Raw genomic sequence first — 24,932 nt, forward strand, 5'->3', positions numbered from 1 at the left:
CGGATGGCCCGCACCATCGCCAAGGACCACGACGAGAAACGCGGCCAGATCCTGAAATCCGCTGCGCGCGTCTTTGCGCGCGAGGGGTTCGACCGCGCGTCCATGTCGCAGCTGGCCAAGGAGTGCGGCATCTCGAAGGCCAATATCTACCACTATTACGGCGGCAAGGATGCGATCCTCTACGACATCCTCGAAACCTACCTGCGCGAGTTGCGCGACCTGATCTGCGGCATCGAGATCGCCGGGCTGGACCCCGCCGAACGCCTGCACCGCGTGGTCGAGGAGATCCTTCTGGCCTATCAGGGCGTCGATGACGAACACCGGGTCCAGTCCAGCGGGCTGGCCGCGCTGCCGCCCGAGCAGCAGAAGATCCTGCGCGGATACCAGCGCGACATGGTCGAATTCGTCTCGGGCATCATCGCCGAGAATGCCGGCGCCCGCGTCGAGAACGACCCCGCCAAGCTGCGCGCCGCCACGATGTCGGTCTTCGGCATGCTGAACTGGTACTACATGTGGAATACCGGTGCCGGTACCCAGGCCCGCCGCGACTATGCTCGCCTGGTCAGCAACCTGACGTTGGGCGGGTTGCAACGGATCTAGCCCGGGAGAAGGTCCAATTGGATGCCGCAGGTCCGTTTTGAGCCCATGACCTGCTTGGATATCGTCACGCTGCAAAAACCCGCTTTAGGGATGAGGCAGGTTGGTCAGCCCGTAAGTCAGGAGGCAGCCGACTCTGAAAACCAGTGGCCGGCATGCAAGGAGATTGACCTGTATCAAGAGTATTCAGTTCGAATTCAAGTATACTGTCCCCAGTAATCTTTGGGCCCAGGGATGCTCGGAAAATGACACGTTTCAAGAGTATTGGCCTATCAGTCGGCGTTGTGTTCTGGGCGGTATCCGCGACCGCCCAGCAGGTTGATCCCCATGTGGTCTACGAGCAGAAATGTGCAGCTTGTCACACGCCGCATGCCGGAGAATTTGTCGCTGATAGCTTGGTTGCAACCAATGGCGGCCTCGCCGGGAAGAGTTCGGGGCGCCTGGTTCGTGACTCTCTGAAAGCGGGGCACGGCAGGCTGTCAGACACGGAAATCGACGTTCTGATAGAACAGTTCGAGTTTATTAATGAGTCTGGGGGCCTCTTCAAAGAAAAGTGCATTATTTGCCATGATAACGCAGCCAAGTTTGCGCGTCTCAATTTGATTCTGCGCGATAACGTACTGACAGGACGCTACTCGGGCAAAGACGTCGCAGAATTTCTACTGACTCACGGACGGCTTGATGCGTCCGAGGCTCAAAGGATGGTCGAGGTTCTAACCCGGCAACTCTTGATACAGTAATCAAGCCAGGCATTTGCACGCGCAAATATCCAGACGCCTTTGCACCTGTTCAATGATAGCATGCTAAACGCCGTGCGCTCTACCCATTTGGATAGGTGGTGACCTGCTTCCCTAGGAGTCCGTGTTTACAAGTAAGCTCTGTTCAGGGCCGTGCCAGCCCCAGCTCCTCCAGCACCTTCGCCGCGTTGCGCTCCCAGCGCTCGCGCAGATCTCCGGTCGGCATCTTGCGCAGCCCCATCGCCTGCAGGGCCTCAGACCGGCGCGGGTCGGTGCCGCCGAAGCTTTGGGCGACCCGGGGCCACCAGTAGTCCGCCGAGGTCTGCAGGTCGTCCGACCGGCCCTGATCGGCCAGCTTTGCGGCGCCTTCCCGGCCCAGTTCGGCATGGCGCGCCTCGATCGGTGCGATGGCGCGGAAGGCCTCGGCCAGGGGCTGATAGGATACCGTCTGGAACTCGGCCAGCTGCTCGTTCACCGCCAGACCCATCAGCAGGTTCATCATCACCGCGTCGGCCCAGCCCTGCAGCGGGTAGTTGAACACCGCCAGCCGCATGTCATGCTCGGACCGGGAGGCGCCGATATCGGCGTCGCGGTCCAGGCGCGCGGTCCACGGGTGGTGGTTGACATAGCGGTCGGTATCCGCGCCGAATTCGCCCATCAGTTTCAGCACCTTGCCGGCATTGTCGGTCTTTTCCAGCACGATCTTGGCCGCCGCGATCCGCTCCTTGATGCCGGGGCCTGCGTTGATCGTGTCGGCAAAGCCGGCGGCGCCGGCCAACTCGCTGTCGACGAAGGTTGCCATCAGTTTCAGCAACTCGGCGCGATAGCGTGGCGGCACGTTGGCCGGGCTGGTCAGCTTGCCGCCCTCGGCCAGGTAGCTTTCGATCGTCATCTCTTCGGACATGGTACTCTCCTCACTGGTCGTAATCGACGACGAGCTTGTCGGTCAGCGGATAGGACTGGCAGCTGAGCACATAGCCCTTGGCGACCTCGTAATCCTCGAGCGCGTGGTTGGCGGCCATCTCGACCTCGCCTTCCAGCACCCGGCAGCGGCAGGTCGAGCAGACCCCGGCCTTGCAGGCAAAGGGCGCGTCCATCGCGTTTTCCAGCGCGGCGTCCAGAACCGACCGGTCCTTGGGCATGGTCAGCGTCTGCGTCGCGCCGTCCAGCGTGATCGTGGCCGTGGTCTGGTTGGCGCTGCTGGCCGCGTCCGCCGCCACCGCCTTGCGCCTGGCGCGGCCGGGCTGGGCGCTGGCGAACAGCTCGAACTTGATCTGGCTGTCGGTCATGCCATGCGCCCGCAAGGCCGAGGCGATGCCCAGCATCATCGGCTCCGGCCCGCAGATGAACGCCGTGTCGACGTCCTCGATGTCGATCCAGTGCTGGAACAGCTGGGCGCATTTCTCGGCCGTCACCAAGCCGGTGAACAGCTCGATCTCCTGCGCGTCGGTTTCCAGGACATGGATGACGTTGAGCCGGCCCATGTAGAGGTTCTTGAGATCCTCCAACTCCTCGCGGAACATGATCGAGTTCACGCCCGTGTTGGCATAGACCAGCGTGAAGCGCGACCGCGGCTCGCGCGCCAGAGTGGTTTTGAGGATCGACAGCACCGGGGTGATCCCGGACCCCCCGGCGAATCCCAGGTAGTGACGTTCGGCCCGCGGGTCGAGCGCCGTGTGGAACCCGCCCATCGGTGGCATCGCTTGCAGCGTGTCGCCCGGCTTCAGGTCGGTATTGGCCCAGGTCGAGAAGGCGCCGCCCTCGACCCGCTTGATGCCGACCTGAAGGATGCCGTCATCCTTGCCCGCGCAGATCGAATAGGACCGGCGCAACTCTTCGCCGTCGAACTCGCGGCGGAAGGTCAGGTATTGCCCCTGGATGAAGTCGAATTCCCCGGCCGCGCCGTTGGCGGGCTTGAGTGTCACCACCACCGCGTCGCGGATCGTTTTCTTGACGTCGGTGACGTGCAGATCGTGAAAGCGTGCCATCCGGTCCTCCTCAGATGCACTTGAAATAGTCGAACGGTTCCAGGCAGTCAGTGCAGCGCCAATGCGCCTTGCACGGGGTCGAACCGAACTGGCTGACCTTTTCCACCGCCGCGCTGCCGCACCGTGGACAGCGTTCGGGGCCGCCTGCGGGCTGGGGCGGCGCGATGCCGTATTCCTCCAGCCGGGCGCGGCCCTTCTCGCTCAGCCAGTCGGTCGTCCAGGCGGGCGAAATCTGCGTCTTCAGCGCCACTTTGCCGATGCCCCGGTCGCGCAGCGCGGTCTCGATATCCATCGCGATCACGCTGGTGGCGGGGCAGCCCGAATAGGTCGGCGTGACCGTCACCTCCAGCGTGTCGCCGGCCCAGGCCACGTCGCGCACGATGCCCAGATCCACGACCGAGATCACCGGGATCTCGGGGTCCGGCACGCCGTCCAGCCAGTGCCAGATCCGCTCTGTCGTCGGTTTGTGTTCGGTTGTCGTCACGTTCGACTCCACTGACCTTCTATTGCCGCGCCTGCGCCGGAGGCCCCGGGTCAGGCCCGGGGCGGGAAGAGCCTGCTACCAGGTCGCGCCTGGATAGGCGCGTTGCAGCCATTGCATCTGCGTCAGCAGGTGGCCCAGATGCTCGGTATGCATGCGCCCGTTGCGGCCGCCCTTGTGGGCGAAGCGGCTGTCGGGAATTGTCAGCGTCGCCTTGGCCAGCACCCGGCCGACCAGGGCGTCGTAGTCCGCGCGCAGGCCGGACGGGTCGGGCGCGATGCCGGCCTCGGCCATTTCCGCATCGACCGCGTCGCCTTCGAACATCTCGCCGACATAGGGCCAGAGGTAATCCAGCGCCTCCTGCATCCGCGCATGGCTCTCGTCGGTGCCATCGCCCAGGCCGATCACGGTGTCGCCCGAGCGTTCCAGGTGATAGGTGACCTCCTTGCCCGCCTTCTCGGCAATTGCCGCGACACGCGCGTCCTTGGAGTCGCGCAGGCGGGTCAGCATGATCGAATGCCAGGCATCGAACAGGAACTGGCGCATCAGGGTCCGGCCGAAATCGCCGTTGGGCATTTCGACCAGCAGCACGTTGCGGAAATCCCAGGCGTCGCGCAGAAAGGCCAGGTCGTCGGCCGACTTGCCCTCGCCCTGCACCTCGCCGGCCAGCCCCAGCCACATCTGCGTCTGGCCGATCAGGTCCAGCGCGGTGTTGGCCAACGCGATATCCTCTTCCAGCACCGGCGCATGGCCGCACCATTCGCTGACGCGATGGCCCAGGATCAGGGTGTTGTCGCCCATCCGCAGCAGAAACTGAAAGAACGCCTCGTCACGGGTCATCACATGGCCCCCACTTCGTCGGGAATGTCGAAGAATGTCGGGTGGCGGTACACCTTGCTCTCGCTCGGCTCATAGAGCGGGCCCTTGTCGCTGGGCGACGAGGCTGTGATGTCGTTGGCCTCGACCACCCAGATCGAAACGCCCTCGTTGCGGCGGGTATAGACGTCGCGGGCGTTCTTGATCGCCATTTCGGCGTCGGGCGCGTGCAGGCTGCCCACATGGCGGTGGCTCAGCCCGTGCTGTCCGCGGATGAACACCTCCCACAGGGGCCATTCGTGGCGCTTGGGCGGTTTGTCTTCGGTCTGCGGCGTATCGGGATATGCGGCGTTCGGTGAACTCATCTGGGCACCTCTTGATGGCTTGCCTTGACTGTCGCGCGGCGGAAACCTGGGTTCCGGGCGGCGCTGCGATTTCCGGCGATCCGATGCCGGCCTCTCTGGCGCGGCATCGGATCGAAGGTTATTCCGCGGCCACTTTCGCGGCCTTGCGTTTCTGCGCGTGGGCCAGCAGTCCGTCGCGCACCCATTTGCCGTCGTCCCACGCCTTGTTGCGCGCGGCCAGACGGTCGACATTGCAGGGGCCGTTGCCCTTGATCACGTCGAAGAACTCGGACCAGTCCGGCTCGGAAAAGTCGTAGTGACCGCTTTCCTCGTTCCACTTCAGGTCGGGATCGGGGATGGTCAGGCCCAGGTATTCGGCCTGCGGCACGGTCTGGTCGACGAATTTCTGGCGCAGCTCGTCATTGGTGTTGATCTTGATCTTCCACGCCATCGACTGCTCGGAATGAACCGAGTCCTTGTCGGACGGGCCGAACATCATCAGCGACGGATACCAGAAGCGGTTGAGCGCATCCTGCGCCATCTTCTTCTGTTCCGGCGTGCCCTCGGCCATCTTGCGGATCGCGTCATAGCCCTGCCGCTGGTGAAAGCTCTCTTCCTTGCAGATGCGGATCATCGCGCGGGAATAGGGGCCGAACGAGGTGCGCTGCAGCGGCACCTGGTTCATGATCGCCGCACCATCGACCAGCCAGCCCACCGCGCCGATATCGGCCCAGTTGAGCGTCGGGTAGTTGAAGATCGAGGAATACTTCATCCGCCCGTCCAGCAGCATCTCGGTCAGTTCGTCGCGGCTGACGCCCAGCGTCTCGGCGGCGCAATAGAGGTAGAGCCCATGCCCGGCCTCGTCCTGCACCTTGGCCAGCAGGATCGCCTTGCGCTCCAGCGTCGGTGCGCGGGTGATCCAGTTGCCCTCGGGCAGTTGGCCGACGATTTCTGAATGCGCGTGCTGGCCGATCTGGCGGATCAGCGTCTTTCGATACCCCTCGGGCATCCAGTCCTTGGGTTCGATCTTTTCATCCGCGTCGATGCGCGCCTGGAAGGCGACAAGCTTCTCCGGATCGTCCTTGGTCGCCTCGGACTTGATCATCTGTGCATACATCGGGTGTCCTCCCTTACACGCGTTCGAGAATGAGGGCGGCGCCCTGGCCCACGCCCACGCACATGGTGCAAAGCGCATAGCGCCCGCCGGTGCGTTTCAACTGATAGGCCGCCGCCATCACCAGCCGCGCCCCCGACATGCCCAGCGGATGGCCCATCGCGATGGCGCCGCCATTGGGATTAACATGGGGTGCATCATCGGCCACGCCAAGCTCTCTCAACGTCGCAAGCCCCTGCGAGGCAAAGGCCTCGTTGAGTTCGATCAGGTCCATCTGCTCGATGGTGAGGCCGGCGCGGTCCAGAACCTTGCGGCTGGCCGGCACCGGGCCGATGCCCATCACGCGCGGCGCGACACCGGCGACCGACATGCCGACAACGCGGGCGATGGGGGTCAGTCCGTGCCGGGTCATGGCGTTCTCGCCGGCCAGCAACAGCGCCGCAGCGCCGTCATTGACGCCGCTGGCATTGCCCGCGGTCACGGTCTTGTCGGTGCCGTTCACACCCTTGAGCCCCGCCAGTTTCTCGGCGCTGGTGCCGGGGCGGGGATGCTCGTCGGTGTCGACCACCAGCGGATCGCCCTTGCGCTGCGGGATGGTGACGGGGGTGATCTCGTCGGCGAAGACGCCGGCCTCGTGCGCGGCGGCCCAGCGGGCCTGGCTGCGGGCGGCAAAGGCGTCCTGGTCCTCGCGGCTGATGCCGTAATCCTCGGCCACGTTGTCGGCGGTCTGTGGCATCGAGTCGATACCATAGGCCTTTTCCATCTTCGGGTTCACGAAGCGCCAGCCGATGGTCGTGTCATAGACGGTATTGGCACGAGAGAAGGCGGCGGTGGCCTTGGGCATCACAAAGGGCGCGCGGCTCATGCTCTCGACGCCACCGGCGATCGCCAGGTCATAGTCGCCCGCCTTTATGCCTCGCGCAGCCATGCCCACCGCGTCCATGCCGCTGGCACAGAGGCGGTTGATCGTGGTGCCCGGCACCTCGATCGGCAGGCCCGCCAGCAGCGCCGCCATGCGCGCCACGTTGCGGTTGCTTTCGCCGGCCTGGTTGGCATCGCCAAGGATCACGTCGTCGACCAGCGCCCAGTCCACATCCGGGTTGCGCGCCTTGAGCGCGGCCAGCGGGATAGCCGCCAGATCGTCGGTCCGCACCTGGGACAACGCGCCGCCATAGCGTCCGATAGGTGTGCGCTGTGCATCGCAGATGAAAGCTTGCATTCCGGCTCCTCGCTGGTTTCGTGTGCGCAAATATACGACCGCTCGGTCGGGTAATACGCAGAAAATGCGATTCGCAGCAAGAGAAATGTAACAAGATAAGAAACACTCCGCAAAACTCGTAACGTATGCTGGGGGTCGATCCGCCGCCTACTTACGCCGACTGCCGGGCCGCGTTGCGAAACCCCGGGCGAGCCCCTAGTCTGCGCGGCGGCAGGACACCCAGGGGCAGCAGATGGCCGGACAGACGGAACAGGTTCTGAATGCCGTGCTGGCGGATATCGACGCCGGGCGGCTGAACCCCGGCGACGTGCTCGAGGAACCGGCGCTGATGTCCGCGCACGGGGTGTCGCGCACGCCGGTCCGCGAGGCGTTCCTGCAACTCGAGTCGGTCGGCCTGATCCGGCGTCTGCCGCGCAAGGGGGCTGTCCTGTTCAAGCCGACGCTTGAGGAGTTCCTGGCCATCCTCGAAGTGCATGCCAAGCTGGAGGGCCAGGCCGCGGGGCTGGCGGCGCGGCGCATGTCAGCGGATCTGCACGCCAGGCTGGAAGAGGTCGTTTCAGCCTGCGAGGCGCATGCCCGCGACAAGGGCAATGGAGACCCCGACGGCTATTACCAGCTGAACCTGGCGTTCCACGAAACCGTGGCGCTGGGCGCCGGCAATCCCTTCCTGGTCGAGATGATCAAGACCAACGCGCGCAAACTGCTGGCCTATTACCGGGCGCGCTACCGCTATCCCGGGTCCATCGCCACCTCGGCGCGCGAACACCGCGAACTGGCCCGCCTGATCGCAGAGCACCGCAGCGACGAGGCCGAGGCGCGGATGGTCCGGCACGTGCAGTTCGATCAGGTCACGGTCATGGATCTGCTGGCCGCGCTGGGCTGAACGCCTGTTCAAAGAACCGCGCCACGCTTTCGGCAAAGGCGCCCTGGTCGGCCGGTTCCGACAGGGACACCATCGCTCGTGCATGCACCTCTGCACCAAGTTCGGACGCCATCTCGTCGGTCAGGGCGGCGATGAAGCCCGGCTCCATCTCGGGGTGATGCTGGGTGGTGTAGATATGCCGCCCGATGGCGAAACCCGAAGTCTCGCAGCCCTCGGAACGGGCCAGGTTGACCGCGCCCGGGGGCAGGGCGGTGACCTGTTCCTTGTGCGAGGCGTATAGCCGCCAGGGATCCGGCAGCCCGTCCATCCAGTCCATCCGCGCCAGGGCGGTGTTCCGCGTCAGCCCATGCACCCAGCCGCCCGGGTTCTCTCCCACCTGACCGCCCAACGCCAGCGCGACCGCCTGGTGGCCGAAGCACGCGGCGAACATCGGTTGCCGGCGGCGATCCATCGCCCGGATCAGTTCCAACAGCTGCGCCACCCAGGGCTCCCCGCTTCGGACCGAGGCGGGGCTGCCGGTGATCATCGCCCCGTCGAACCGGCCCATGTCGTCGGGAAACGCGCCGTCCTTGACGCTGAAAGCCTCGACCGTCCAGTCGGGCCGCGCCAGGTGGATCAGGTCGGCGAATTTCTCACCGTCCTCCGGGTGGGCCTGCGCAAAGGCGCTTTCATCCGTGTTGGTGATCAGAATGGCCAAGTGCATAAATTGCCGCGGTTCTTTTTCGTTTACATATTTATAGCTTTTTATAATATACACATGTTAACGGATGCGGGAAAGCTGAAAATGACGGTCTGGACGCCCACCGACGACGGATATGCCGATCTGAGCAGTCACGATGCCTTCGTGAACGGCGCGCCGCACAACACCTTCGCCCGGCTGCGCCGGGAGGATCCGCTGCACTGGACGGAATATGACGGCGGGCAGGATTTCTGGTCGGTCACGCGCCATGCCGACATCGCCGCGATGAACCGCAACACCGAGGTGTTCTCGTCGGCGCGCGGGATCCGGATGGAGGATCAGAGCTATGAGGAATACCTGGCGCGCCGTACCTTTCAGGAAACCGACCCGCCGGAGCATTCCAAGACCCGCATGAAGCTGATGAAGGCGTTTTCACGCACCACGATGGACCAGTACGAAGAGGATATCCGCCGGATCTGCGCCGATATCCTCGGCGACGTGCTGGATCGTGGCACCTTCGACGCGACAAAGGAGATCGCGCGGCAATTGCCGATGCGGATGCTGGGCCGGATCGTCGGACTGCCCGACGAGGATCTGCCCTGGCTGGTGGAAAAGGGCGATGCGCTGATTGCCAATACCGACCCGGATTTCACCGCGCATGTGCTGGACAAGCTCGACACCGACGAATTCCGCATGATGCCGTTCAATTCGCCCGCGGGCGCCGAGCTTTATGCCTATGCCAAGGAGCTTATGGCCGCAAAGGACAAGGCGGGCGACACATCCGGCGTGTTGCATATGATCCTGCAGCCGGCCAAGGACGGCTCGGTCATCACCGATACCGAGTTCCGCAACTTCTTCTGCCTCGTGGTGGCCGCGGGCAACGACACCACACGCTATTCCATCGCCGCGGGCATCCAGGCCATGTGTCACCAGCCGGAACTGCTGGCGCAGATGCAGACCGGCGAGGTCTGGGACACCGCGCCGGACGAGATCATCCGCTGGGCCACGCCCGCGCTCTATTTCCGGCGCACGGCGACACGCGACCACGAGATGCACGGCAAGACGATCCGTGAGGGCGACAAGGTGCTCTATTGGTTCGCCTCGGCCAATCGCGACGAGACTGTGTTCGACGACCCGTTCCGCGTCGACCTGGTGCGCAGCCCCAACCGCCATCTGTCCTTCGGGCAGGGCGGGCCGCATGTCTGCCTGGGCATGTGGCTGGCGCGGCTCGAGGTGCGGGTGTTGTTCCAGGAATTGGCCAAACGGATCCAGGCGATCGAGCCGGCCGGGCCGCACAAGTTCTTGCGCTCGAATTTCGTCGGCGGCATCAAGGAACTGCCGGTCACGGTGACGCCCGCCTGAATGCGGCGCGATCACGGCTGGCGACGAGGGAGGAAGCCCGGCCATGAAGGAAAGACTGCGCGCGCTCTATTGCGACCATCTGAGCATCATGCGGGGCAAGTACCTTCCGCAAACCAAGATCGGCGACGGCAGCACGCGGTTCTGCCGCTCGACTTTTGGCGTGCATTACGACCGCGACCTGCTGAACGCGCCGGGAGCGATGACCTATGAAGGCCTGCCGGATATGGAACTGGTCTGGCGCCATGACGACATCCGCGACAGCTGGCACGCGGATACGCGGATCGTGCTGGGGGACCTCTATGACGATCACGGCGCGCCGCTGCCGCTCTGTCCGCGCGGGGCGCTGAAACGGTCGGTCGAGGCCTGGAAGGCCCGCGGCCTGTCACCCAAGGTGGGGATCGAGCTGGAGGCCTTTGCGCTGCAGGCCGACGAGAAGGGGCGGCTGGTGCCCTATGACACGCCGGGAGGCGTGGTCTATGGCACCGGGCCCTATGCCGATCCGTTGCGCATCAACGACCGGATCTGGGCGGTGGCCGACGAGATGGGTTTTGCGCTCGACATGATCACCGCCGAGTTCGACAGCCCGCAATTCGAATACACGCTGACCTTCGACGATGCGGTCAAGGCGGTGGACGACATCGTGCTGTTCCGCCTGATGGCGCGCGAGGTGGCGCTGGAATACGGGATCGTGCTGACCTTCATGCCCAAGCCCGTGGCCGAGGCCGGCGGGTCGGGGATGCACATCAACTTCTCCTTTGTCGATGAAACCGGTGGCAACGCGCTGTCCTCGGGGCCGCGCGGCGGGCCGGATCACATGAACGACCTGGCGCGTGGCTGTCTGGGCGGGCTTTTGCACCATCACAAGGGGCTGGCGGGGCTTATCGCGCCCACGGCCAATTCCTACATGCGGCTGCAACCCGGCTCTCTGTCCGGCTATTGGCGCAACTGGGGCGGTGATCACCGCAATGTCACCACCCGCATCAGCTCCGAGGGCGGGGCCAAGGCGCGGCTGGAGCACCGCATGGCCGATGCCTGCTCCAACCCCTACACGGCTGTGGCCGCCGTACTGCACGCCGCGCGGCTGGGGGTCGAGCACGGCCACGACCTGCCACCGATCGAGACCGGCGACGGGTTCGAGAACACCGATGCCAAGGAGGGCACCGCCATCGACCTCAAGGGCGCGATTGCCGACCTGGAGCGCGACACCGAGTTGAGCGAGGCGGTGGGGGCCGAACTGGTGGCGAACCACGTCTTCATGAAGCGCAAGGAGGTCGCCAAGACGCGCGACCTCGAGGGTGACGCCCTGCGCGATTTCTATGTCTATTTCGTCTGAGGAGGTCCGATGCGCGTAACCTGGAAGACCACCGAGCGCGGCGAGATCACCGCCGAGGTCGCCGAGGGCCAAAGCCTGATGGAGGCCGCCGTCGCCAATGACGTGCCCGGCGTCATCGGCGAATGCGGCGGCTGCCTGAGCTGCGCTACCTGCCATGTCTACGTGGCCCCCGGCTGGCTGGAGCGCACCGGCCGGGTCGAGGAGTTCGAAGACGCGATGCTGGACGTCACCGCTGCCGAGCGCCGCCCGAACAGCCGGCTGAGCTGCCAGATCGAGGCAACGCCCGAGTTGGACGGGCTGGTGTTGGAGGTGCCGGACGCGTGAGCGGTCGCTTGACTGGATGTGTCGGATAAGGCGCGGTGCTCAACCCGGCCGGCTGGCGACGATACCCCGGCTTGTCCGCGAGGGCGGTCCTGACGGGAAGCGATAGATGCTTTCCACCTCAAGACCGGCTTTCTGGATGAGGGTCACGATCTCGCCTTCCTGAAACGTGCGGTGGCGCCATTGCCACCAGATGATCGCATTGCACCAATGTGGTTTCGACACAACGAGGCGCAGCTTTCCGCCCGGACGCAATAGGTCGCGCATCTGTCTCAGCGCGACCAATGGGTCGGCGCAATGCTCGATGACATGTGCCGCCAGGACCACGTCGAAAGGCGCGAGGTCAGCATCCCCCAGCAACGCTTGAACGAGCCACGGTTCGACCCCGCGCCCTTGCAGCGCAGCGCGACCGCGTTCCAGCATCGCGCGGCTGGGCTCCAGCAGCGTCGTTTGGCGCGGTGGCCCGTGGATCGCCACCCAGGCTTCGGCGAAGGACGCGGTGCCGGCGCCAACGTCGACGACGCGCACGTCTCGGCGCACCGTTTCTTGCGGCGCCGAGAGAAACCCCAGATAGGCGTCATAATACCCGAGCGCCCGCATCTTGTCGCGCCATCGGGGTGCGGCCGCGTCATAGCGGGCCTTGGCGCTTGCGGTTGCGTCTGCCATGGCCAAAGAGTGGCATGCCGCCGGGCGCATTGCCAGTAGGACACATCCGCAGCCGTACCCTGTCCCGTTCATCATCAGATCCCGCAGGGCGACAGCCGTCCAAGGCTTGCCTTTTGCCGTGGCGCCACACAGGATGCCGGCAACGAGAGAAGAAGGGGCAGGGCCTTGTCGGACACGATTACCGTCGCCGCGGAATGCCTGGGGGTCAAGGTTCCGGCATCGCGGTTTCTCAACGAGACCCGCATCCGGCGCATCAACGCCGCCCGCTACGAGGGGCAGGAGATCGCCGGTGCGCTGCATGTGGTGACACCGGAGGACACGGTCCTGGAAATCGGTGCCGGTCTGGGCATCGTCGGTGCGGTCGTGGCCCGCAACGCCGAACCGCGCGCGATACGCTCCTTCGAGGCCAATCCCGAGTTGATCCCCGAGATCGAGGCGCTCTATGCGCTCAACGGGTTGGAGGACCGGATCTCGGTACAGAACACCGTCCTGTTCACTGGCCCGGATCGACCCGACACCGTGCCCTTCCACCTGCGCAACAGTTTCCTGGGGTCTTCGCTGATCAACCGCTCGGGCCGCCCCTCGCGCACAGTCGACGTGCCCACCGCCGATTTCGGTGCGGTCTGCGCCGTGGTAGGGCCGACCGTCCTGGTCATGGATATCGAGGGCGGCGAGATGGACCTGCTGCGTCATGCCGACCTGTCCGGCTTTCGGGCCCTCGTGATCGAGTTCCACCCCGAGGCCTATGGCATCGACGGAATGCGCGCCTGCAAGACTATCCTGCGCGAGGCGGGGTTCGAAAGGGTGGACGAGGTGTCCACCCGGACGGTCTGGACCTGCGTGCGGCCCGAGGCCTGAAAGCGCGTTCAGCGGCCCGGTCGTCGATTGGGGAAAGTCACCCGACACGCATAAGCTGTGCTAGGATCGCCTGATACCACCGATTCCCGACGCAAGCGGAGAAGGGCCGGTCATGGCAACCATCACGATCTTCGAGATCGACGTCGATCCGCTTAGCAGTGCGGATGTCGTGGTGCTGGCCGCCTACACGGTCGATATCGTTGACAATGACGATTTCCTGCAAGACCCGGACGCCGATAGCGGCCTGCAGCTCGATGTCAGCGCGGTGCCGGGGTTTCTGGGGAATTCCACCAACTTCCAGACCTTCGAGATCTACAATGGGGATGTCGGCGGAGCGCCGGTGACATTCACCCTCCTGCAGTTTTCCGACCCGCAATACATCGTCGTCACATCCGGCGACGTGTCGGTCGGCGACACGATCGAGAACACCAACAACACGATCGTCACGGCGCCGCCGTCGGAATACGACACGCTTCCGTCCTTTGTCTGTTTCACCGCCGGATCCCTGATCCGGACGCCGGTCGGCCTGCGTGCGATCGAGACCCTGCGGCCGGGCGATCCCGTTGCCGTGGCCGGTGGCGGAAGCCGGCCCGTGCGCTGGATCGGCCGGCGGCATCTGTCGGCGGCCGAGCTTGCGCGGAACCGGCGCTTCTGCCCCGTCCGGATCCGGGCGGGTGCATTCGGGGAAGGCTGCCCGCATCGCGACCTGCTCTTGTCGCCGCAGCACCGCATCGCAATCACCTCGCCGCTTTTGGAACTCTACTTTTGCGACCCGATGGTGCTGGCGCCCGCCAAGGGTCTGGTGAACGGTGACACTATAGCACCGGTCTCGCCGGCCAAGGGGGTGGAGTACGTCCATCTGCTGTTCGACCGGCACGAGTTGGTGAATGTCGAGGGCCTGTGGTCCGAGTCCTTCTTTCCGGGCGATTGCGCGATGGGCGCCATGGCGGCCGAGACCCGGCGCGAGCTTTTCGGGCTGTTTCCCGAGCTGCGCACGGACGAGGACAGCTATGGCGATACCGTGCTGCCTGTCCTGAAACCATATGAACTGCGCGTGCTGCGGTCGGGCCTGGACGTTCCGCATGAGACCCGGTTTGCGCTGGCCGGATAGGCGGCCGTTCCGGAACTATCCCTCGACCGTTGCAAGCCCCGCATCGAGCGCCGACAGGATCGTGTCCACATCGGCGGCGTCCAGGACAAGCGGCGGCGACAGGATGATGTTGGGGCCCGAGACCCGCACCATCGCGCCGGCCTCGTAGGCGACTTCCTGCACCTTGCCGATGGCGCGCTTGTCGATGGGCGCCTTGGTGGCGCGATTACCGACCAGCTCCAGCGCGCACATCAGCCCGTGGCCGCCGCGCACATCGCCGATGACCGCGTGCCGCTCCTGCAGGGCCAGCAATCCCTTGTGCATCTGCGCCCCGCGCGCGGCGGCGTTTACGGGCACGTTCAGGCGGATGGTCTCGGACAGGCAGGCCAGCGCGGCGGCGGCGCCGACCGGGTGGCCGGAATAGGTGTATCCGTGGCCGATGGCGGCGCGGCCGCTCTCGTCCTTCTCGAAGGTCTGGGCCACCTCTTCGGCGATCATCACCGCGCCGAATGGGAAATACCCATTGGTAATCGCCTTGGCGGTACAGGACATGTCCGGCCGCACGCCCCAATGCCGGCATCCCGACCAGCTGCCGGTGCGGCCGAAGGCGGTGATCACCTCGTCGGCAATCAGCAGGATCCCGTGTTTCGAACAGATCTCGCGCACGCCGGGCATGAAGCTTTCATGCGGCGGGATCACTCCGCCCGCGCCCAGGATCGGCTCCATGATGAAGGCGGCGATGGTGCCCGCGCCCTGGAAGGCGATCTCGTCCTCCAGCGCCGCCAGGCAGAACTGCGCCAGCCGCTCGGGGTCGGTCTCGTTGAACGGGTTGCGATAGGCATAGGGGGCGGGGATCTGGTGGCACCCGGCCAGGAGCGGCTCATAGGCGGTTCGGAAATTGGCGTTGCCGTTGACCGAGGCGGCGCCGAAATGGGTGCCGTGATAGCCCTTCTTGAGGCTCAGGAACTTCACCCGTCCGGCCTCGCCGCGGATCTTGTGGTATTGCCGCGCCAGGCGCAGCGCGGTTTCCACCGAATCCGATCCGCCTGAGGTGAAGAAGGCGCGGGTCAGCCCATCGGGTGCAAAGAAGTCGCGCAGCTCTTCGGCCAGCTGGATCACCGCGTCGTTGGAGGTGCCGCGGAAGATCGAGTAGTAGGGCAGCCGGTCCATCTGCGCGGTGATCGCGTCCTTCACCGGCTGGCAGGAGAACCCCAGGTTCACGTTCCACAGCCCGCCCACGCCGTCGACCACCTCATGCCCATCGATATCGGTGATCCGGACCCCCTGAGCCCCGGTCACGATGGTCGGCGGGTTGGCCAGGCTGTCGGCCGGATGGGTCATCGGATGCCAGAGCGAGCGGGCATTGTGTTCCTTCAGGAAGTTGCTGTCTTTCATCGGATCGAATCCTCGGGTTGGGTCCGGGTCAGGCGGCCTGCTCGGCCGGGTAGTCGTCGGGGCAGAAGCCGCCGATGCGCTGCGTCAGGTCCAGTGCGGCGGATTTCAGCTCGGCGCGGATCAGGGATGTAAGGGCGGGCGTCATGCGCGAGACCGGCGCGGCCACCGCCAGCGCGCCGATGGGCTGCCGGTCGGCGCCAAAGATCGGCGCGGCGTGCGAATGCACATCCGCCTCGAACCCGCCCACCGCCTCGGCGATGCCCGAGGCGCGCACCTTGGCCAGCGATTGCCGCAGGGCGGCGGGATCGGTCGGGGTCTGTTCGGTGAACCGCTCCAGCGGTTGCGACAACACGCGGTCCACGAAATCGGGCGGTGCGAAGGCCAGGAAGGCCAGGCCGGAGCCGGTCGCGTGAAAGGCCAGAACCTCGGCATCCTCCATCGTCACCCGCGTGCCGTGCTGCTGGCTGTAGGCATGGGTCAGCGTGTTCAGCCGGTCGCCCTGCAGGATGGACATATGCGCGGTCTCGCCGGTGCGGTCGCACAGCTGCCGCAGCACCGCGCGCGAGACCGACAGCAGCGGCACCGACGCCTCGCGGAGCGCCGCCAGACGCAGCACCTCGGCACCCAGCCGATAGGCGCGGTCGCCGCCGACCTGCTCGACGAATCCGGCCTGCTGCAGCTCGGTCATCAGGCGATAGACCGTGGCCTTGTTCATGCCCGAGAGCCGCGTGAGATCGCTCAGCCCGATCTCCAGCCGGCCATGACTGAACAGGCTCAGCAGTGACAGGGCTTTCGAGACCGTTCCCATGACTGGATTTCCGTCCTTTTCTTGCGCGCTTGCGATCCGGGGCGCAATATTCCTGCATCCGGCTTGCGGAAAGAGTTGACAGATGGCGACCTCACCTGTCAATGTAAATTTAAACCAATGGTTCGAATAATGAACCAATCACGACCGAAAGACTGCGACAGGGAGAAATTGCATGTCCAAGACAACCAAGATCGCCGGGGCGCTTGCCACGGCCGCGCTGGCCCTGACGGCCGGAATGGCGGTGGCCGAGTATCCCGAAAAGCCCGTCAACTTCATCGTGCCCTGGCCTCCGGGCGATCTGGAGGACGTGCTGACGCGCATGATCGCCGAGGATTTCCAGGAGGAATACGGCGTCGCCGCGGCGGTGGTGAACAAGCCCGGCGGCGGCGGCGGCCCGTTCCCCGGCGCCATCGAAGTGGCGATGGCCCCGCCGGACGGCTATACCGTGGGATCCTTCGTCATCGGCGTACCGGTGATGGGCCACCAGATCGGCATCGAGCCGCTGACGCCCGAGAAATTCGATCCGCTGGGGATCTTCCTGACCTATCCCTTCGTCATCGCCACCAGCGGCGACGCGCCCTATTCCACGATGGAGGAACTGGCCGCGCACGCGCAGGAGAACGACGTGGCGCTGGGCCATTTCGGCGATGTCCTGACACCGACGCAGGTGACCAAGGCCTATGCCAAGAATGCGGGCTTCGAATGGGGCTCGGACGCGGCATTCGACGCGCTCGACTGCAACACGCTGGCTTCGGGTGATGCGGATGTGATCAACACCACGCTGCAGCTGATCCTGCCCTGCCTGGACGACATCAAGGTGCTGGTCTCGATCACCGACGAGCGGATTCCGCTGGTGCCCGATGCGCCGACGATCGGCGAGCTGGACGAGAACCTGGACATCGCGCTGTGGAACGGTCTGTTCGTGACCAAAGACACCCCGCAGGACGTGCGCGACAAGATCGTTGCTGTCGCCAAGGAGACGGTGATGAGCGAGCGCGCCCAGAAGGTGGCCGATGAGACCGGCGCGCTGGTCTACTGGCAGGACGCCGAGGAAAGCGCCGCCCGCGTCGCAAGCGACATCGAGACGATGGCGCGCATCGGCGGGCTGCTGCAATAGAGCCCGCGTGGCGGGGCGGCCGCGTGCCGCCTCGACCACTCGTTTCCCTGCTTCGCGATAGGTTCGCCCATGCCCACCGAACGTGAACGCCGCTTCGTCGGCCCGCGCCGCGGCCAGTTCGTCTTTGCCGTTGGGTTCCTGGCCTTCTCGGCGCTGCTGCTGGGCCAGATCGGCAGCCAGACGAAATGGACCGACAACACCGCCCTGTTCGCGCAGCCGCGGTTCTGGCCCGGCGTCGGGCTGTTCGGCATGGCGGTTCTGGGCGGGCTGCACCTGTGGCGGCTGCCCTGGCGGCACGCCACCCGCTACGACCTCTGGGAAGTGCGCAAATGGGCCACCGTGCTGGAATTCGCCGGCTGGTTCATGGCCTATGTGTTCCTGGTGCCGCTGCTGGGCTATCTGCCGGTGACGCTGGTCTTCGTGCCGGCGCTGGCCTGGCGGATGGGATATCGCGACCGGCGGATGCTGATGATCTGCGCCGCCTTCGCGGTGGTCGTCGTGCTGCTGTTCAAGACGTTCCTCGGGGTCAAGATCCCCGGCGGCGCGGTGTATGAAATCCTGCCCGGCCCGCTGCGCAGCTTTGCGATCCTGTACCTGTGATGGAGCTCATTCTCTCCGCCATCGAGATCCTGATGCGCTGGGACGTGGCGCTGGCGCTGCTGACCGGCTCGGTCGGCGGGGTGCTGATCGGGGCCATTCCCGGCGTCGGACCGGCGGTTGCCATCGCGATCCTGCTTCCGGCCACCTTTTCCATGGACCCCATCGTCGGGCTGACCGTGCTGCTGGGGATCTACGGCAGCTCGATGTATGGCGGGTCGATCCCCGCCATCCTGATCAACACGCCCGGCACGGCGGTGAACGCGCTCACCACCTATGACGGCTATCCCATGACCACCCGGGGCGAGCCGCGCCGCGCGCTGAGCCTCGCCTATTCCGCGTCCTTCTTCGGCGGTATCTTCTCGGTGATCTGCCTGATCCTGTTCGCGCCGGTACTGGCCAAGATCGCGCCGATGTTCGGCTCGCGCGAGATCTTCCTGGCCGCCCTTCTGGGCATCATCCTGGTGATCGTGGCCCATCGCGGCCAGTCGCTGATCGCGGGCGCGCTGGCGTGTTTCGGCATCTTCCTGAACACCATCGGGCTGGAGCCGGTCAAATACACCTCGCGCTACACGTTCGATCAGCCATTCCTGTCCAGCGGCGTGAACCTGATCGTGGTGGTGCTGGGCCTCTTCGCGATCAGCCAGGCCTTCGTGCTGCTTACCTCGGACGACGAGCGCGTCCGCCTGACCAAACTGCGCGGCGGCATGTTCCAGGGGCTGCGCGAACTGGCCCGCCACCCACGCGTGGCCGGTGTTGCGGCCAGTTTCGGCGTGGTGATGGGGATGATCCCGGGCGTGGGAGAATTCACCGCCCAGTTCATGTCCTACACCTATGCGCAGAAAAGCTCGAAACGACCGCAGGATTTCGGCCACGGCTCCTCCGAGGGGCTGATCGCCGCCGAGACCGCCAACAACGCGGTGCCCGCCGCCGCCATGGTGCCGCTGCTGGCGCTGGGCATTCCGGGCGAGGCGCTGACGGCGATGATGCTGTCGGTGTTCTATGTGCACAACGTCGTGCCGGGGCCGGGCCTGTTCCAGAACGACATGGATTTCGTGGTCGCGCTCTATCTGGCGCTGCTCATCCTCAACGTGCTGGTTCTGGCCTTTCTGCTCTTCGCCACAAAGTCGCTGATCCAGGTGGTCCGCATTCCCAACCGGTTCCTCGGGGTCTGCATCCTGACGCTGAGCTTCGTGGGGGTCTATTCCCTGCGCAACTCGGCCACCGACTGCCTGCTGGCGGCGGTGTTCGGGGTCGTCGGCTACATCCTCAAGCGCCTGTCGCTGCCCTCGGTGCCGATCATCCTGGGCATGGTCCTGGGCGGCATCATGGAGGTCAAGCTGCGCGCCGGCATGGCGCGGGTGAAGGAGCCGTTCGACTTCATCGACCGCCCCGTCGCGTTCATCCTGTTTCTCATCATCATCATCGTTCTGACGGTCCACATCCTGCGGGTTCTGAAGGACCGGAAAGAGCTGAAGGAGGCCGAATGGCAGACCAAACGCTCATCGACACGCTTCGGCGTGCTGATGTCCCGCCGCAGAAACTCTTTCTTGAAGGATCGTGGCAGGACGGTTCGGGCGCGCCACTCGAAGTTGCTTCGCCGATTGACGGATCTCATCTGACCACTCTGGCCGGTGCCTCGGCGGCGGATGTGGACCGGGCCGTGGCATCGGCGCGCGCCGCCTTCGACGATGGCTGCTGGTCGCGGCTGGCGCCTGCCGCGCGCAAGAAGGTGCTGCACGCCATCGCCGACCGGATCGCGGCCGAGGCGGTGGAACTGGCGGTTCTCGGCGTGCGCGACAACGGCACCGAGATGGCGATGGCGCTCAAGGCGGAACCGGAATCGGCCGCGGCTACCTTCCGCTACTATGCCGAGGCGCTGGACAAGGTGCCGGGCGAGGTTGCGCCCACCGCGCCCGACATCCTGGGCCTGGTGCACCGGGTGCCCGTCGGGGTGGTCGGCGCCATCGTGCCTTGGAACTTCCCGCTGATGATCGGCGCGTGGAAGATTGCGCCGGCGCTGGCGACGGGCAATTCCGTGGTGCTGAAACCCGCCGAGACGGCATCGCTGTCGCTGCTGCGGCTGGCGCAGATCTGCGCCGAATGCGGCCTGCCGGACGGCGTGTTGAATGTGGTCACCGGCACCGGCGCCGAGACTGGCGCGGCGCTGGCGCGGTCGATGGACGTCGATGTTCTGACCTTCACCGGCTCGGGCGAGACCGGGCGGCGGCTCCTGCAGGCGTCGGCGGAGTCGAACCTGAAACGGGTGTATCTTGAGCTGGGCGGCAAGTCGCCCAACATCGTCTTTGCCGATGCGCCCGATCTGGACAAGGCGGCCAAGGTCTCGGCCATGGGGATCTTCCGCAACTCTGGGCAGGTCTGCGTCGCCGGCTCTCGCCTGCTGGTCGAGGCGTCGATTCACGACCGTTTCGTCGAACGCCTGACCGCCGAGGCCGAGGCGCTGCGCGTGGGCGACCCGCTGGATGCGGGCACGCAGGTGGGCGCGGTCAATTCCGAGGAGCAACTGCGCCGCAACCTGTCCTTCATGGACGTGGCGCAATCCGAGGGCGGGCGGATCGTCACAGGCGGCAGGCGCATCCTGGAGGAGAGCGGGGGCACCTATATGGCGCCCACCATCGTCACTGGCGTCACCCGCGATGCCGTGCTGTTCCAGCGCGAGGTGTTTGGCCCGGTTCTGGCGGTCACCCCGTTCGAGACCGAGGCCGAGGCGATGGCGCTCGCCAACGCCACCGATTACGGGCTGGCCGCCGGGGTCTGGACCTCGGATCTCGGCCGGGCGCACCGGATGGTGGCCGGCATCCGCGCCGGAGTGGTGCATGTGAACACCTATGGCGGCCCGGACATGACGGTGCCGCTGGGCGGGGTCGGCCAGTCCGGCAACGGCCATGACAAATCCCTGCATGCGCTGGACAAGTTCACCGACCTGAAAACCGCGTGGATCCAGCTGTGACGCCCGAGGTCCAGGCCCTGCTGGACCGCCGGGCGCGCCTGCTCGGTCCCAACCTGCCGACATTCTACGACGAGCCGGTGCACCTGGTGCGGGGGCAGGGGGTCCACCTCTGGGACGCCGAGGGGCGGCGATACCTGGATTGCTACAACAACGTGCCGCATGTGGGGCATTGCCATCCCAGGGTGGTCGAGGCGATTGCCGATCAGGCGGCCACGCTCAACACCCATACACGTTACCTGCACGAGACCCTGCTCGATTATGTCGAGGCCCTGACGGCCACTTTCGCCGCACCGCTCGACACCGCGATCCTGACCTGCACCGGGTCCGAGGCCAACGACATCGCCCTGCGCATGGCCCAGGCGGTGACGGGCCATACCGGCGTGATCGCCACCGACCACACCTATCACGGCAACACGATGGCGGTCAGCCAGCTGTCGCGCACCAACCCGCCGCCGGGCGGGACATGGGACAGCCTGGCCTTCGTGCCGGCGCCCGACAGCTATCGCCAACCGGACGCGGCCGCCCATGCCGCCGGTTTCGCACAGGCGGTGCAGGACCGGATCGATGCGCTGGCCGAGCGGGGGCATGGCCTGTCCTGCCTGATCCTGTGCCCCTATTTCGCCAACGAGGGGTTTCCCGCGCTCGAGGCGGGGTGGCTCGACCCCGCCATCGCCGCGGTCCGCAAGGCCGGCGGCATCGTCATCGCAGACGAGGTGCAGCCGGGTTTCGGCCGTCTCGGCACGCATTTCTGGGGCCACCAGAGGGCGGGTATCGCTCCGGACGTGGTGACGCTGGGCAAGCCGATGGCCAACGGCCACCCGGTCGGCGGCGTCGTGACCCGGCCCGAGATCATGGCCGCCTTCCGCGAGCGGTTCCGCTATTTCAACACGTTCGGCGGCAACCCGGTCTCGGCCGCCGCCGCCCTGGCGACGCTTCGGGTCGTGCAGGAGGACGGGTTGATGGAGAATGCGCGCATTGTGGGCGAGCATGCGCGCGAGGGGCTGCGGCGGCTGGCCGAACGGCACGCCTCGATCGGGGATGTGCGTGGCTCGGGCCTGTTCTTCGGCGCCGAGCTGGTTCTGGACCGCGCGGCAAGAACCCCGGCCACCGCCTTCGCCCGGCGTGTGGCCAACGCGATGCGCGACCGGGGCGTGTTGCTGAACTTTCTGGGCATTCACTACAACGTCCTCAAGATCCGGCCGCCGCTGCCCTTCTCGCGCGGGAACGCGGACGAGATGCTGGACACGCTGGACCGCGTGCTGACGGAAACGCCGCTGGAGCCATGAGCGTCTCGGTCCCTTCAGCCCTGTCCCAATGGGGACTCGCTGAGGCGCACGCCGAGTTCGTCGCGCAACGCGAGAACGAGGTCTGGAAGGTCGTGCAGGGGCCGGATGCCTATGCCCTGCGGTTTCATCGCCCCGGCTATCGCTCTGATGCGGAACTGATCTCGGAACTGGCCTGGATGTCGATGCTGGCCGTCAACGGCCTGCGCGTGCCGCGCCCGGTGCCGTGTTCGGATGGCGCGTTTTTGGGCCAGGCGGGCGGGCGGCGGGTCAGCCTTCTGACCTGGCTCGACGGTGCGCCGATCGGGGCGGTGGGGCACCTGTCGGACGGGGCCGATCCGCGCAGGCTGTGCCGGCAAATCGGGCGGGCGATGGCCGAGCTGCATGACCGGACCGACGCCTGGGAGCCGCCGGAAGGCTTCACCCGGCCGGATTGGCGTGCCGAGGGCTTGTTGGGCGACAGCCCGCTCTGGGGACGGTTCTGGGCGCATCCGGACCTGGAAACGACCGAGCGCGACCTGTTGCTGCGGGTCCGCGCCCACGCGCGGCGCGATCTCCAGAGGCTCGGGGAGACACTGGACCGGGGGCTGATCCATGCCGACCTGCTGGCCGAGAACATCCTGGCCGATGGCGCGCAAATCGCCTTCATCGATTTCGACGACGCCGCCTGGGGATACCGCGATTTCGAGCTGGCGACCCTGCTGCTCAAGTTCCGCGACCGGCCCTATTTCGCCGAGATGCGCGCCGGGCTTTGTGAAGGCTATGCGCGGCGTCGCGCCGTGTCGCCCGAGACGCTTGATTTCATGCTGCTTCTGCGCGCGCTCACCTATCCCGGCTGGATCGCGGCCCGGATGGACGAGCCGGGTGCAACCGAGCGGTCGCGCCGGGCCATCGCAACCGCATTGACACTTGCCAATGACTATCTGGAGGGGACGCCACGATGACCGACAAGACGATCCTGATCGCCGGCACCTATGACACCAAGGATGACGAGCTGCTGTACCTGGCCGACGTGATCCGCGGGCAGGGCGGCGGCGTGCTGACGATGGATGTCAGCGTTCTGGGCGATCCCTCGCGTCCCACGGACATCTCGAAACACGCGGTGGCCGAGGCGGGCGGAAGCTCGATCCAGGCCGCCATCGACAGCGGTGACGAGAACGTCGCCATGCAGATCATGGCGCGCGGCGCGGCGGCAAAGGCACTGGAGCTCTATCGCGCCGGGCGCATCGATGGGGTGATCGTGCTGGGCGGGACCATGGGCACGGACCTGGCGCTGGATCTCTGCGCGGCGCTGCCGCTGGGGGTGCCGAAATACGTGGTCTCGACCGTGTCATTCTCGCCGCTCTTGCCGCCCGAGCGGATCCCGGCGGATGTGCAGATGATCCTGTGGGCCGGGGGTCTCTACGGCCTCAACTCGATCTGCAAGGCATCGCTCAGCCAGGCGGCGGGCGCGGTGCTGGGCGCGGCCCGCTCGGTCGAGCCGCCCAAGCGTGACCGGCCGCTGATCGGCATGACCAGCTTCGGCAAGACCGTGCTGCGCTACATGGTGGCGCTGAAACCCGCGCTCGAGGCGCGCGGTTTCGAGGTTGCGGTGTTCCACGCCACCGGAATGGGCGGCCGCGCCTTCGAAAGCCTGGCCGCCGAGGGTGCCTTTGCCGCAGTCATGGATTTCGCACCGCAGGAGGTCGCCAATCACCTGTTCGGCGGCTTGTCGGCGGGCGAGGACCGGATGACCGCCGCCGGCCGGGCCGGCATACCGCAACTGGTCGCGCCGGGCTGTTATGACCTGGTCGATTTCGTGGGCTGGCAGCCCGCACCCGCGCCGCTGGCCGGGCGACCGACCCATGCGCATAACCGCCTGCTGACCTCGGCCGTGCTGGAGCTGGAGGAGCGGCGCCAGGTGGCCCGTGCGATCTGCGGCAAGCTGGCCGGTGCCACGGCACCGGTTGCGCTGATGCTGCCCCGGGGCGGCTGCAACGAATGGGACCGGCCGGGCGCGGACCTGCACGACGCAGAGGGGCTGGCGGCGTTCTGTGACGAGATCACGGCGCAGGTGCCCGAGGCGGTCGAGCTGCATGCGCTGGACGCCCATATCAACGATGCCGAATTCTGCGCCGCGGTTCTTGCGGTGTTCGACCGATGGGTCGCCGAGGGGATCGTCCGCGCCTGAAGCGTTTCCATCCCGGCGGCATGCCACCGATATCGTAACATTTGGGCTTGATCGGGCCTTGCATCTGCGGTCTGTGTGCGGCCATCTCGGGACAGGGATCTGC

26 protein-coding genes are annotated in these 24,932 nt (G+C 66.0%); 15 read left to right on the forward strand and 11 right to left on the reverse strand.

Annotation, left to right across the window (positions count from 1 at the left end; genetic code table 11):
* The first annotated feature begins 3 nt into the window (after nucleotides 1-3).
* The gene (locus BMX57_RS02560; RefSeq protein ID WP_092362260.1) at nucleotides 4-600 is read left to right on the forward strand and encodes a TetR/AcrR family transcriptional regulator; all 597 of its coding nucleotides are present in this window, start codon (nucleotides 4-6) and stop codon (nucleotides 598-600) included.
* 242 nt (nucleotides 601-842) lie between these two features.
* A complete protein-coding gene (locus BMX57_RS02565) occupies nucleotides 843-1,337 on the forward strand; it encodes a hypothetical protein (RefSeq protein ID WP_092362262.1) in 495 nt (164 codons plus the stop codon).
* A 142-nt stretch (nucleotides 1,338-1,479) separates the two neighbouring features.
* On the opposite strand, the gene BMX57_RS02570 is transcribed toward BMX57_RS02565, so the two are convergent.
* The 7 genes from BMX57_RS02570 to pcaF form a co-directional block, all read right to left on the reverse strand.
* Nucleotides 1,480-2,238, reverse strand: a complete 759-nt coding sequence (locus BMX57_RS02570; RefSeq protein WP_092362264.1) for a Phenylacetic acid catabolic protein — start codon at nucleotides 2,236-2,238, stop codon at nucleotides 1,480-1,482.
* Between the two features lie 10 nt (nucleotides 2,239-2,248).
* Nucleotides 2,249-3,322, reverse strand: a complete 1,074-nt coding sequence (gene paaE, locus BMX57_RS02575) for a 1,2-phenylacetyl-CoA epoxidase subunit PaaE (protein WP_092362265.1) — start codon at nucleotides 3,320-3,322, stop codon at nucleotides 2,249-2,251.
* A gap of 10 nt (nucleotides 3,323-3,332) precedes the next feature.
* Nucleotides 3,333-3,806, reverse strand: a complete 474-nt coding sequence (gene paaD, locus BMX57_RS02580; RefSeq protein WP_092363042.1) for a 1,2-phenylacetyl-CoA epoxidase subunit PaaD — start codon at nucleotides 3,804-3,806, stop codon at nucleotides 3,333-3,335.
* A gap of 75 nt (nucleotides 3,807-3,881) precedes the next feature.
* Complete coding sequence (gene paaC / locus BMX57_RS02585; RefSeq protein ID WP_092362267.1) at nucleotides 3,882-4,643, reverse strand: 1,2-phenylacetyl-CoA epoxidase subunit PaaC; 762 nt, start codon at nucleotides 4,641-4,643, stop codon at nucleotides 3,882-3,884.
* Nucleotides 4,643-4,984 (reverse strand): 1,2-phenylacetyl-CoA epoxidase subunit PaaB, encoded by a 342-nt coding sequence (gene paaB / locus BMX57_RS02590; protein WP_092362268.1) that lies wholly within the window; start codon nucleotides 4,982-4,984, stop codon nucleotides 4,643-4,645. The genes paaC and paaB overlap by 1 nt, the downstream gene beginning before the upstream one ends.
* A 118-nt stretch (nucleotides 4,985-5,102) precedes the next feature.
* Nucleotides 5,103-6,080 (reverse strand): 1,2-phenylacetyl-CoA epoxidase subunit PaaA, encoded by a 978-nt coding sequence (gene paaA, locus BMX57_RS02595; RefSeq protein WP_092362270.1) that lies wholly within the window; start codon nucleotides 6,078-6,080, stop codon nucleotides 5,103-5,105.
* Nucleotides 6,081-6,093: 13 nt separating this feature from the next.
* Nucleotides 6,094-7,296, reverse strand: a complete 1,203-nt coding sequence (pcaF, locus tag BMX57_RS02600) for a 3-oxoadipyl-CoA thiolase (protein WP_092362272.1) — start codon at nucleotides 7,294-7,296, stop codon at nucleotides 6,094-6,096.
* Nucleotides 7,297-7,528: 232 nt separating this feature from the next.
* Between pcaF and BMX57_RS02605 the strand changes: the two genes are divergently transcribed.
* Nucleotides 7,529-8,179, forward strand: coding sequence for a GntR family transcriptional regulator (locus BMX57_RS02605; RefSeq protein ID WP_092362274.1), 651 nt, complete (start codon nucleotides 7,529-7,531; stop codon nucleotides 8,177-8,179).
* On the opposite strand, the gene BMX57_RS02610 is transcribed toward BMX57_RS02605, so the two are convergent.
* The gene (locus BMX57_RS02610) at nucleotides 8,151-8,882 is read right to left on the reverse strand and encodes a type 1 glutamine amidotransferase (RefSeq protein WP_092362276.1); all 732 of its coding nucleotides are present in this window, start codon (nucleotides 8,880-8,882) and stop codon (nucleotides 8,151-8,153) included. The genes BMX57_RS02605 and BMX57_RS02610 overlap by 29 nt on opposite strands.
* Before the next feature lie 81 nt (nucleotides 8,883-8,963).
* Between BMX57_RS02610 and BMX57_RS02615 the strand changes: the two genes are divergently transcribed.
* The 3 genes from BMX57_RS02615 to BMX57_RS02625 are packed head-to-tail and all read left to right on the forward strand — an operon-like array spanning nucleotide 8,964 to nucleotide 11,877.
* The gene (locus BMX57_RS02615) at nucleotides 8,964-10,220 is read left to right on the forward strand and encodes a cytochrome P450 (protein WP_092362278.1); all 1,257 of its coding nucleotides are present in this window, start codon (nucleotides 8,964-8,966) and stop codon (nucleotides 10,218-10,220) included.
* A 43-nt stretch (nucleotides 10,221-10,263) separates the two neighbouring features.
* A complete protein-coding gene (locus BMX57_RS02620) occupies nucleotides 10,264-11,553 on the forward strand; it encodes a type I glutamate--ammonia ligase (protein ID WP_092362280.1) in 1,290 nt (429 codons plus the stop codon).
* 9 nt (nucleotides 11,554-11,562) lie between these two features.
* Nucleotides 11,563-11,877, forward strand: a complete 315-nt coding sequence (locus BMX57_RS02625) for a 2Fe-2S iron-sulfur cluster-binding protein (protein WP_092362282.1) — start codon at nucleotides 11,563-11,565, stop codon at nucleotides 11,875-11,877.
* Between the two features lie 39 nt (nucleotides 11,878-11,916).
* Here the strand turns inward: BMX57_RS02625 and BMX57_RS02630 are convergent, their stop codons facing one another.
* Nucleotides 11,917-12,540, reverse strand: coding sequence for a class I SAM-dependent methyltransferase (locus tag BMX57_RS02630; protein ID WP_229724194.1), 624 nt, complete (start codon nucleotides 12,538-12,540; stop codon nucleotides 11,917-11,919).
* A 165-nt stretch (nucleotides 12,541-12,705) separates the two neighbouring features.
* Here BMX57_RS02630 and BMX57_RS02635 point away from each other — a divergent pair, with 165 nt between their 5' ends.
* Entirely contained in the window at nucleotides 12,706-13,398 is a 693-nt protein-coding gene (locus tag BMX57_RS02635) for an FkbM family methyltransferase (protein WP_092362284.1), read from the forward strand.
* 112 nt (nucleotides 13,399-13,510) lie between these two features.
* On the forward strand, nucleotides 13,511-14,509 hold the full coding sequence (locus BMX57_RS02640; protein WP_092362286.1) for a Hint domain-containing protein: 999 nt from the start codon (nucleotides 13,511-13,513) through the stop codon (nucleotides 14,507-14,509).
* 15 nt (nucleotides 14,510-14,524) lie between these two features.
* Here BMX57_RS02640 and BMX57_RS02645 read toward each other — a convergent pair whose 3' ends face one another.
* Both BMX57_RS02645 and BMX57_RS02650 read right to left on the reverse strand, forming a co-directional pair.
* The gene (locus tag BMX57_RS02645; protein WP_092362288.1) at nucleotides 14,525-15,883 is read right to left on the reverse strand and encodes an aspartate aminotransferase family protein; all 1,359 of its coding nucleotides are present in this window, start codon (nucleotides 15,881-15,883) and stop codon (nucleotides 14,525-14,527) included.
* A gap of 28 nt (nucleotides 15,884-15,911) precedes the next feature.
* The gene (locus BMX57_RS02650; RefSeq protein ID WP_092362289.1) at nucleotides 15,912-16,691 is read right to left on the reverse strand and encodes an IclR family transcriptional regulator; all 780 of its coding nucleotides are present in this window, start codon (nucleotides 16,689-16,691) and stop codon (nucleotides 15,912-15,914) included.
* Nucleotides 16,692-16,863: 172 nt separating this feature from the next.
* On the opposite strand from BMX57_RS02650, the gene BMX57_RS02655 reads away from it, so the two are divergent.
* The 7 genes from BMX57_RS02655 to BMX57_RS02685 all read left to right on the forward strand — a co-directional run bounded on the left by BMX57_RS02655 (nucleotide 16,864) and on the right by BMX57_RS02685 (nucleotide 24,829).
* Nucleotides 16,864-17,808, forward strand: a complete 945-nt coding sequence (locus tag BMX57_RS02655) for a tripartite tricarboxylate transporter substrate binding protein (RefSeq protein WP_092362291.1) — start codon at nucleotides 16,864-16,866, stop codon at nucleotides 17,806-17,808.
* Nucleotides 17,809-17,877: 69 nt separating this feature from the next.
* Nucleotides 17,878-18,408: a tripartite tricarboxylate transporter TctB family protein gene (locus tag BMX57_RS02660; protein WP_092362293.1), complete on the forward strand. Its 531-nt coding sequence runs from the start codon at nucleotides 17,878-17,880 to the stop codon at nucleotides 18,406-18,408.
* Complete coding sequence (locus BMX57_RS02665; RefSeq protein ID WP_092362295.1) at nucleotides 18,408-20,027, forward strand: tripartite tricarboxylate transporter permease; 1,620 nt, start codon at nucleotides 18,408-18,410, stop codon at nucleotides 20,025-20,027. The genes BMX57_RS02660 and BMX57_RS02665 overlap by 1 nt, the downstream gene beginning before the upstream one ends.
* Nucleotides 19,910-21,376 (forward strand): aldehyde dehydrogenase, encoded by a 1,467-nt coding sequence (locus BMX57_RS02670; protein WP_143057880.1) that lies wholly within the window; start codon nucleotides 19,910-19,912, stop codon nucleotides 21,374-21,376. The genes BMX57_RS02665 and BMX57_RS02670 overlap by 118 nt, the downstream gene beginning before the upstream one ends.
* A complete protein-coding gene (locus tag BMX57_RS02675; RefSeq protein ID WP_092362297.1) occupies nucleotides 21,373-22,662 on the forward strand; it encodes an aspartate aminotransferase family protein in 1,290 nt (429 codons plus the stop codon). The genes BMX57_RS02670 and BMX57_RS02675 overlap by 4 nt, the downstream gene beginning before the upstream one ends.
* Nucleotides 22,659-23,603 carry a phosphotransferase gene (locus BMX57_RS02680; protein WP_092362299.1) on the forward strand — a complete coding sequence of 315 codons (945 nt, stop codon included), beginning with the start codon at nucleotides 22,659-22,661 and terminating at the stop codon, nucleotides 23,601-23,603. Before BMX57_RS02675 ends, BMX57_RS02680 begins: the two co-directional genes overlap by 4 nt.
* The gene (locus BMX57_RS02685; protein ID WP_092362301.1) at nucleotides 23,600-24,829 is read left to right on the forward strand and encodes a Tm-1-like ATP-binding domain-containing protein; all 1,230 of its coding nucleotides are present in this window, start codon (nucleotides 23,600-23,602) and stop codon (nucleotides 24,827-24,829) included. The genes BMX57_RS02680 and BMX57_RS02685 overlap by 4 nt, the downstream gene beginning before the upstream one ends.
* Nucleotides 24,830-24,932: the final 103 nt, after the last annotated feature.

This window comes from Cribrihabitans marinus (assembly GCF_900109035.1).
Taxonomy (GTDB): domain Bacteria; phylum Pseudomonadota; class Alphaproteobacteria; order Rhodobacterales; family Rhodobacteraceae; genus Cribrihabitans; species Cribrihabitans marinus.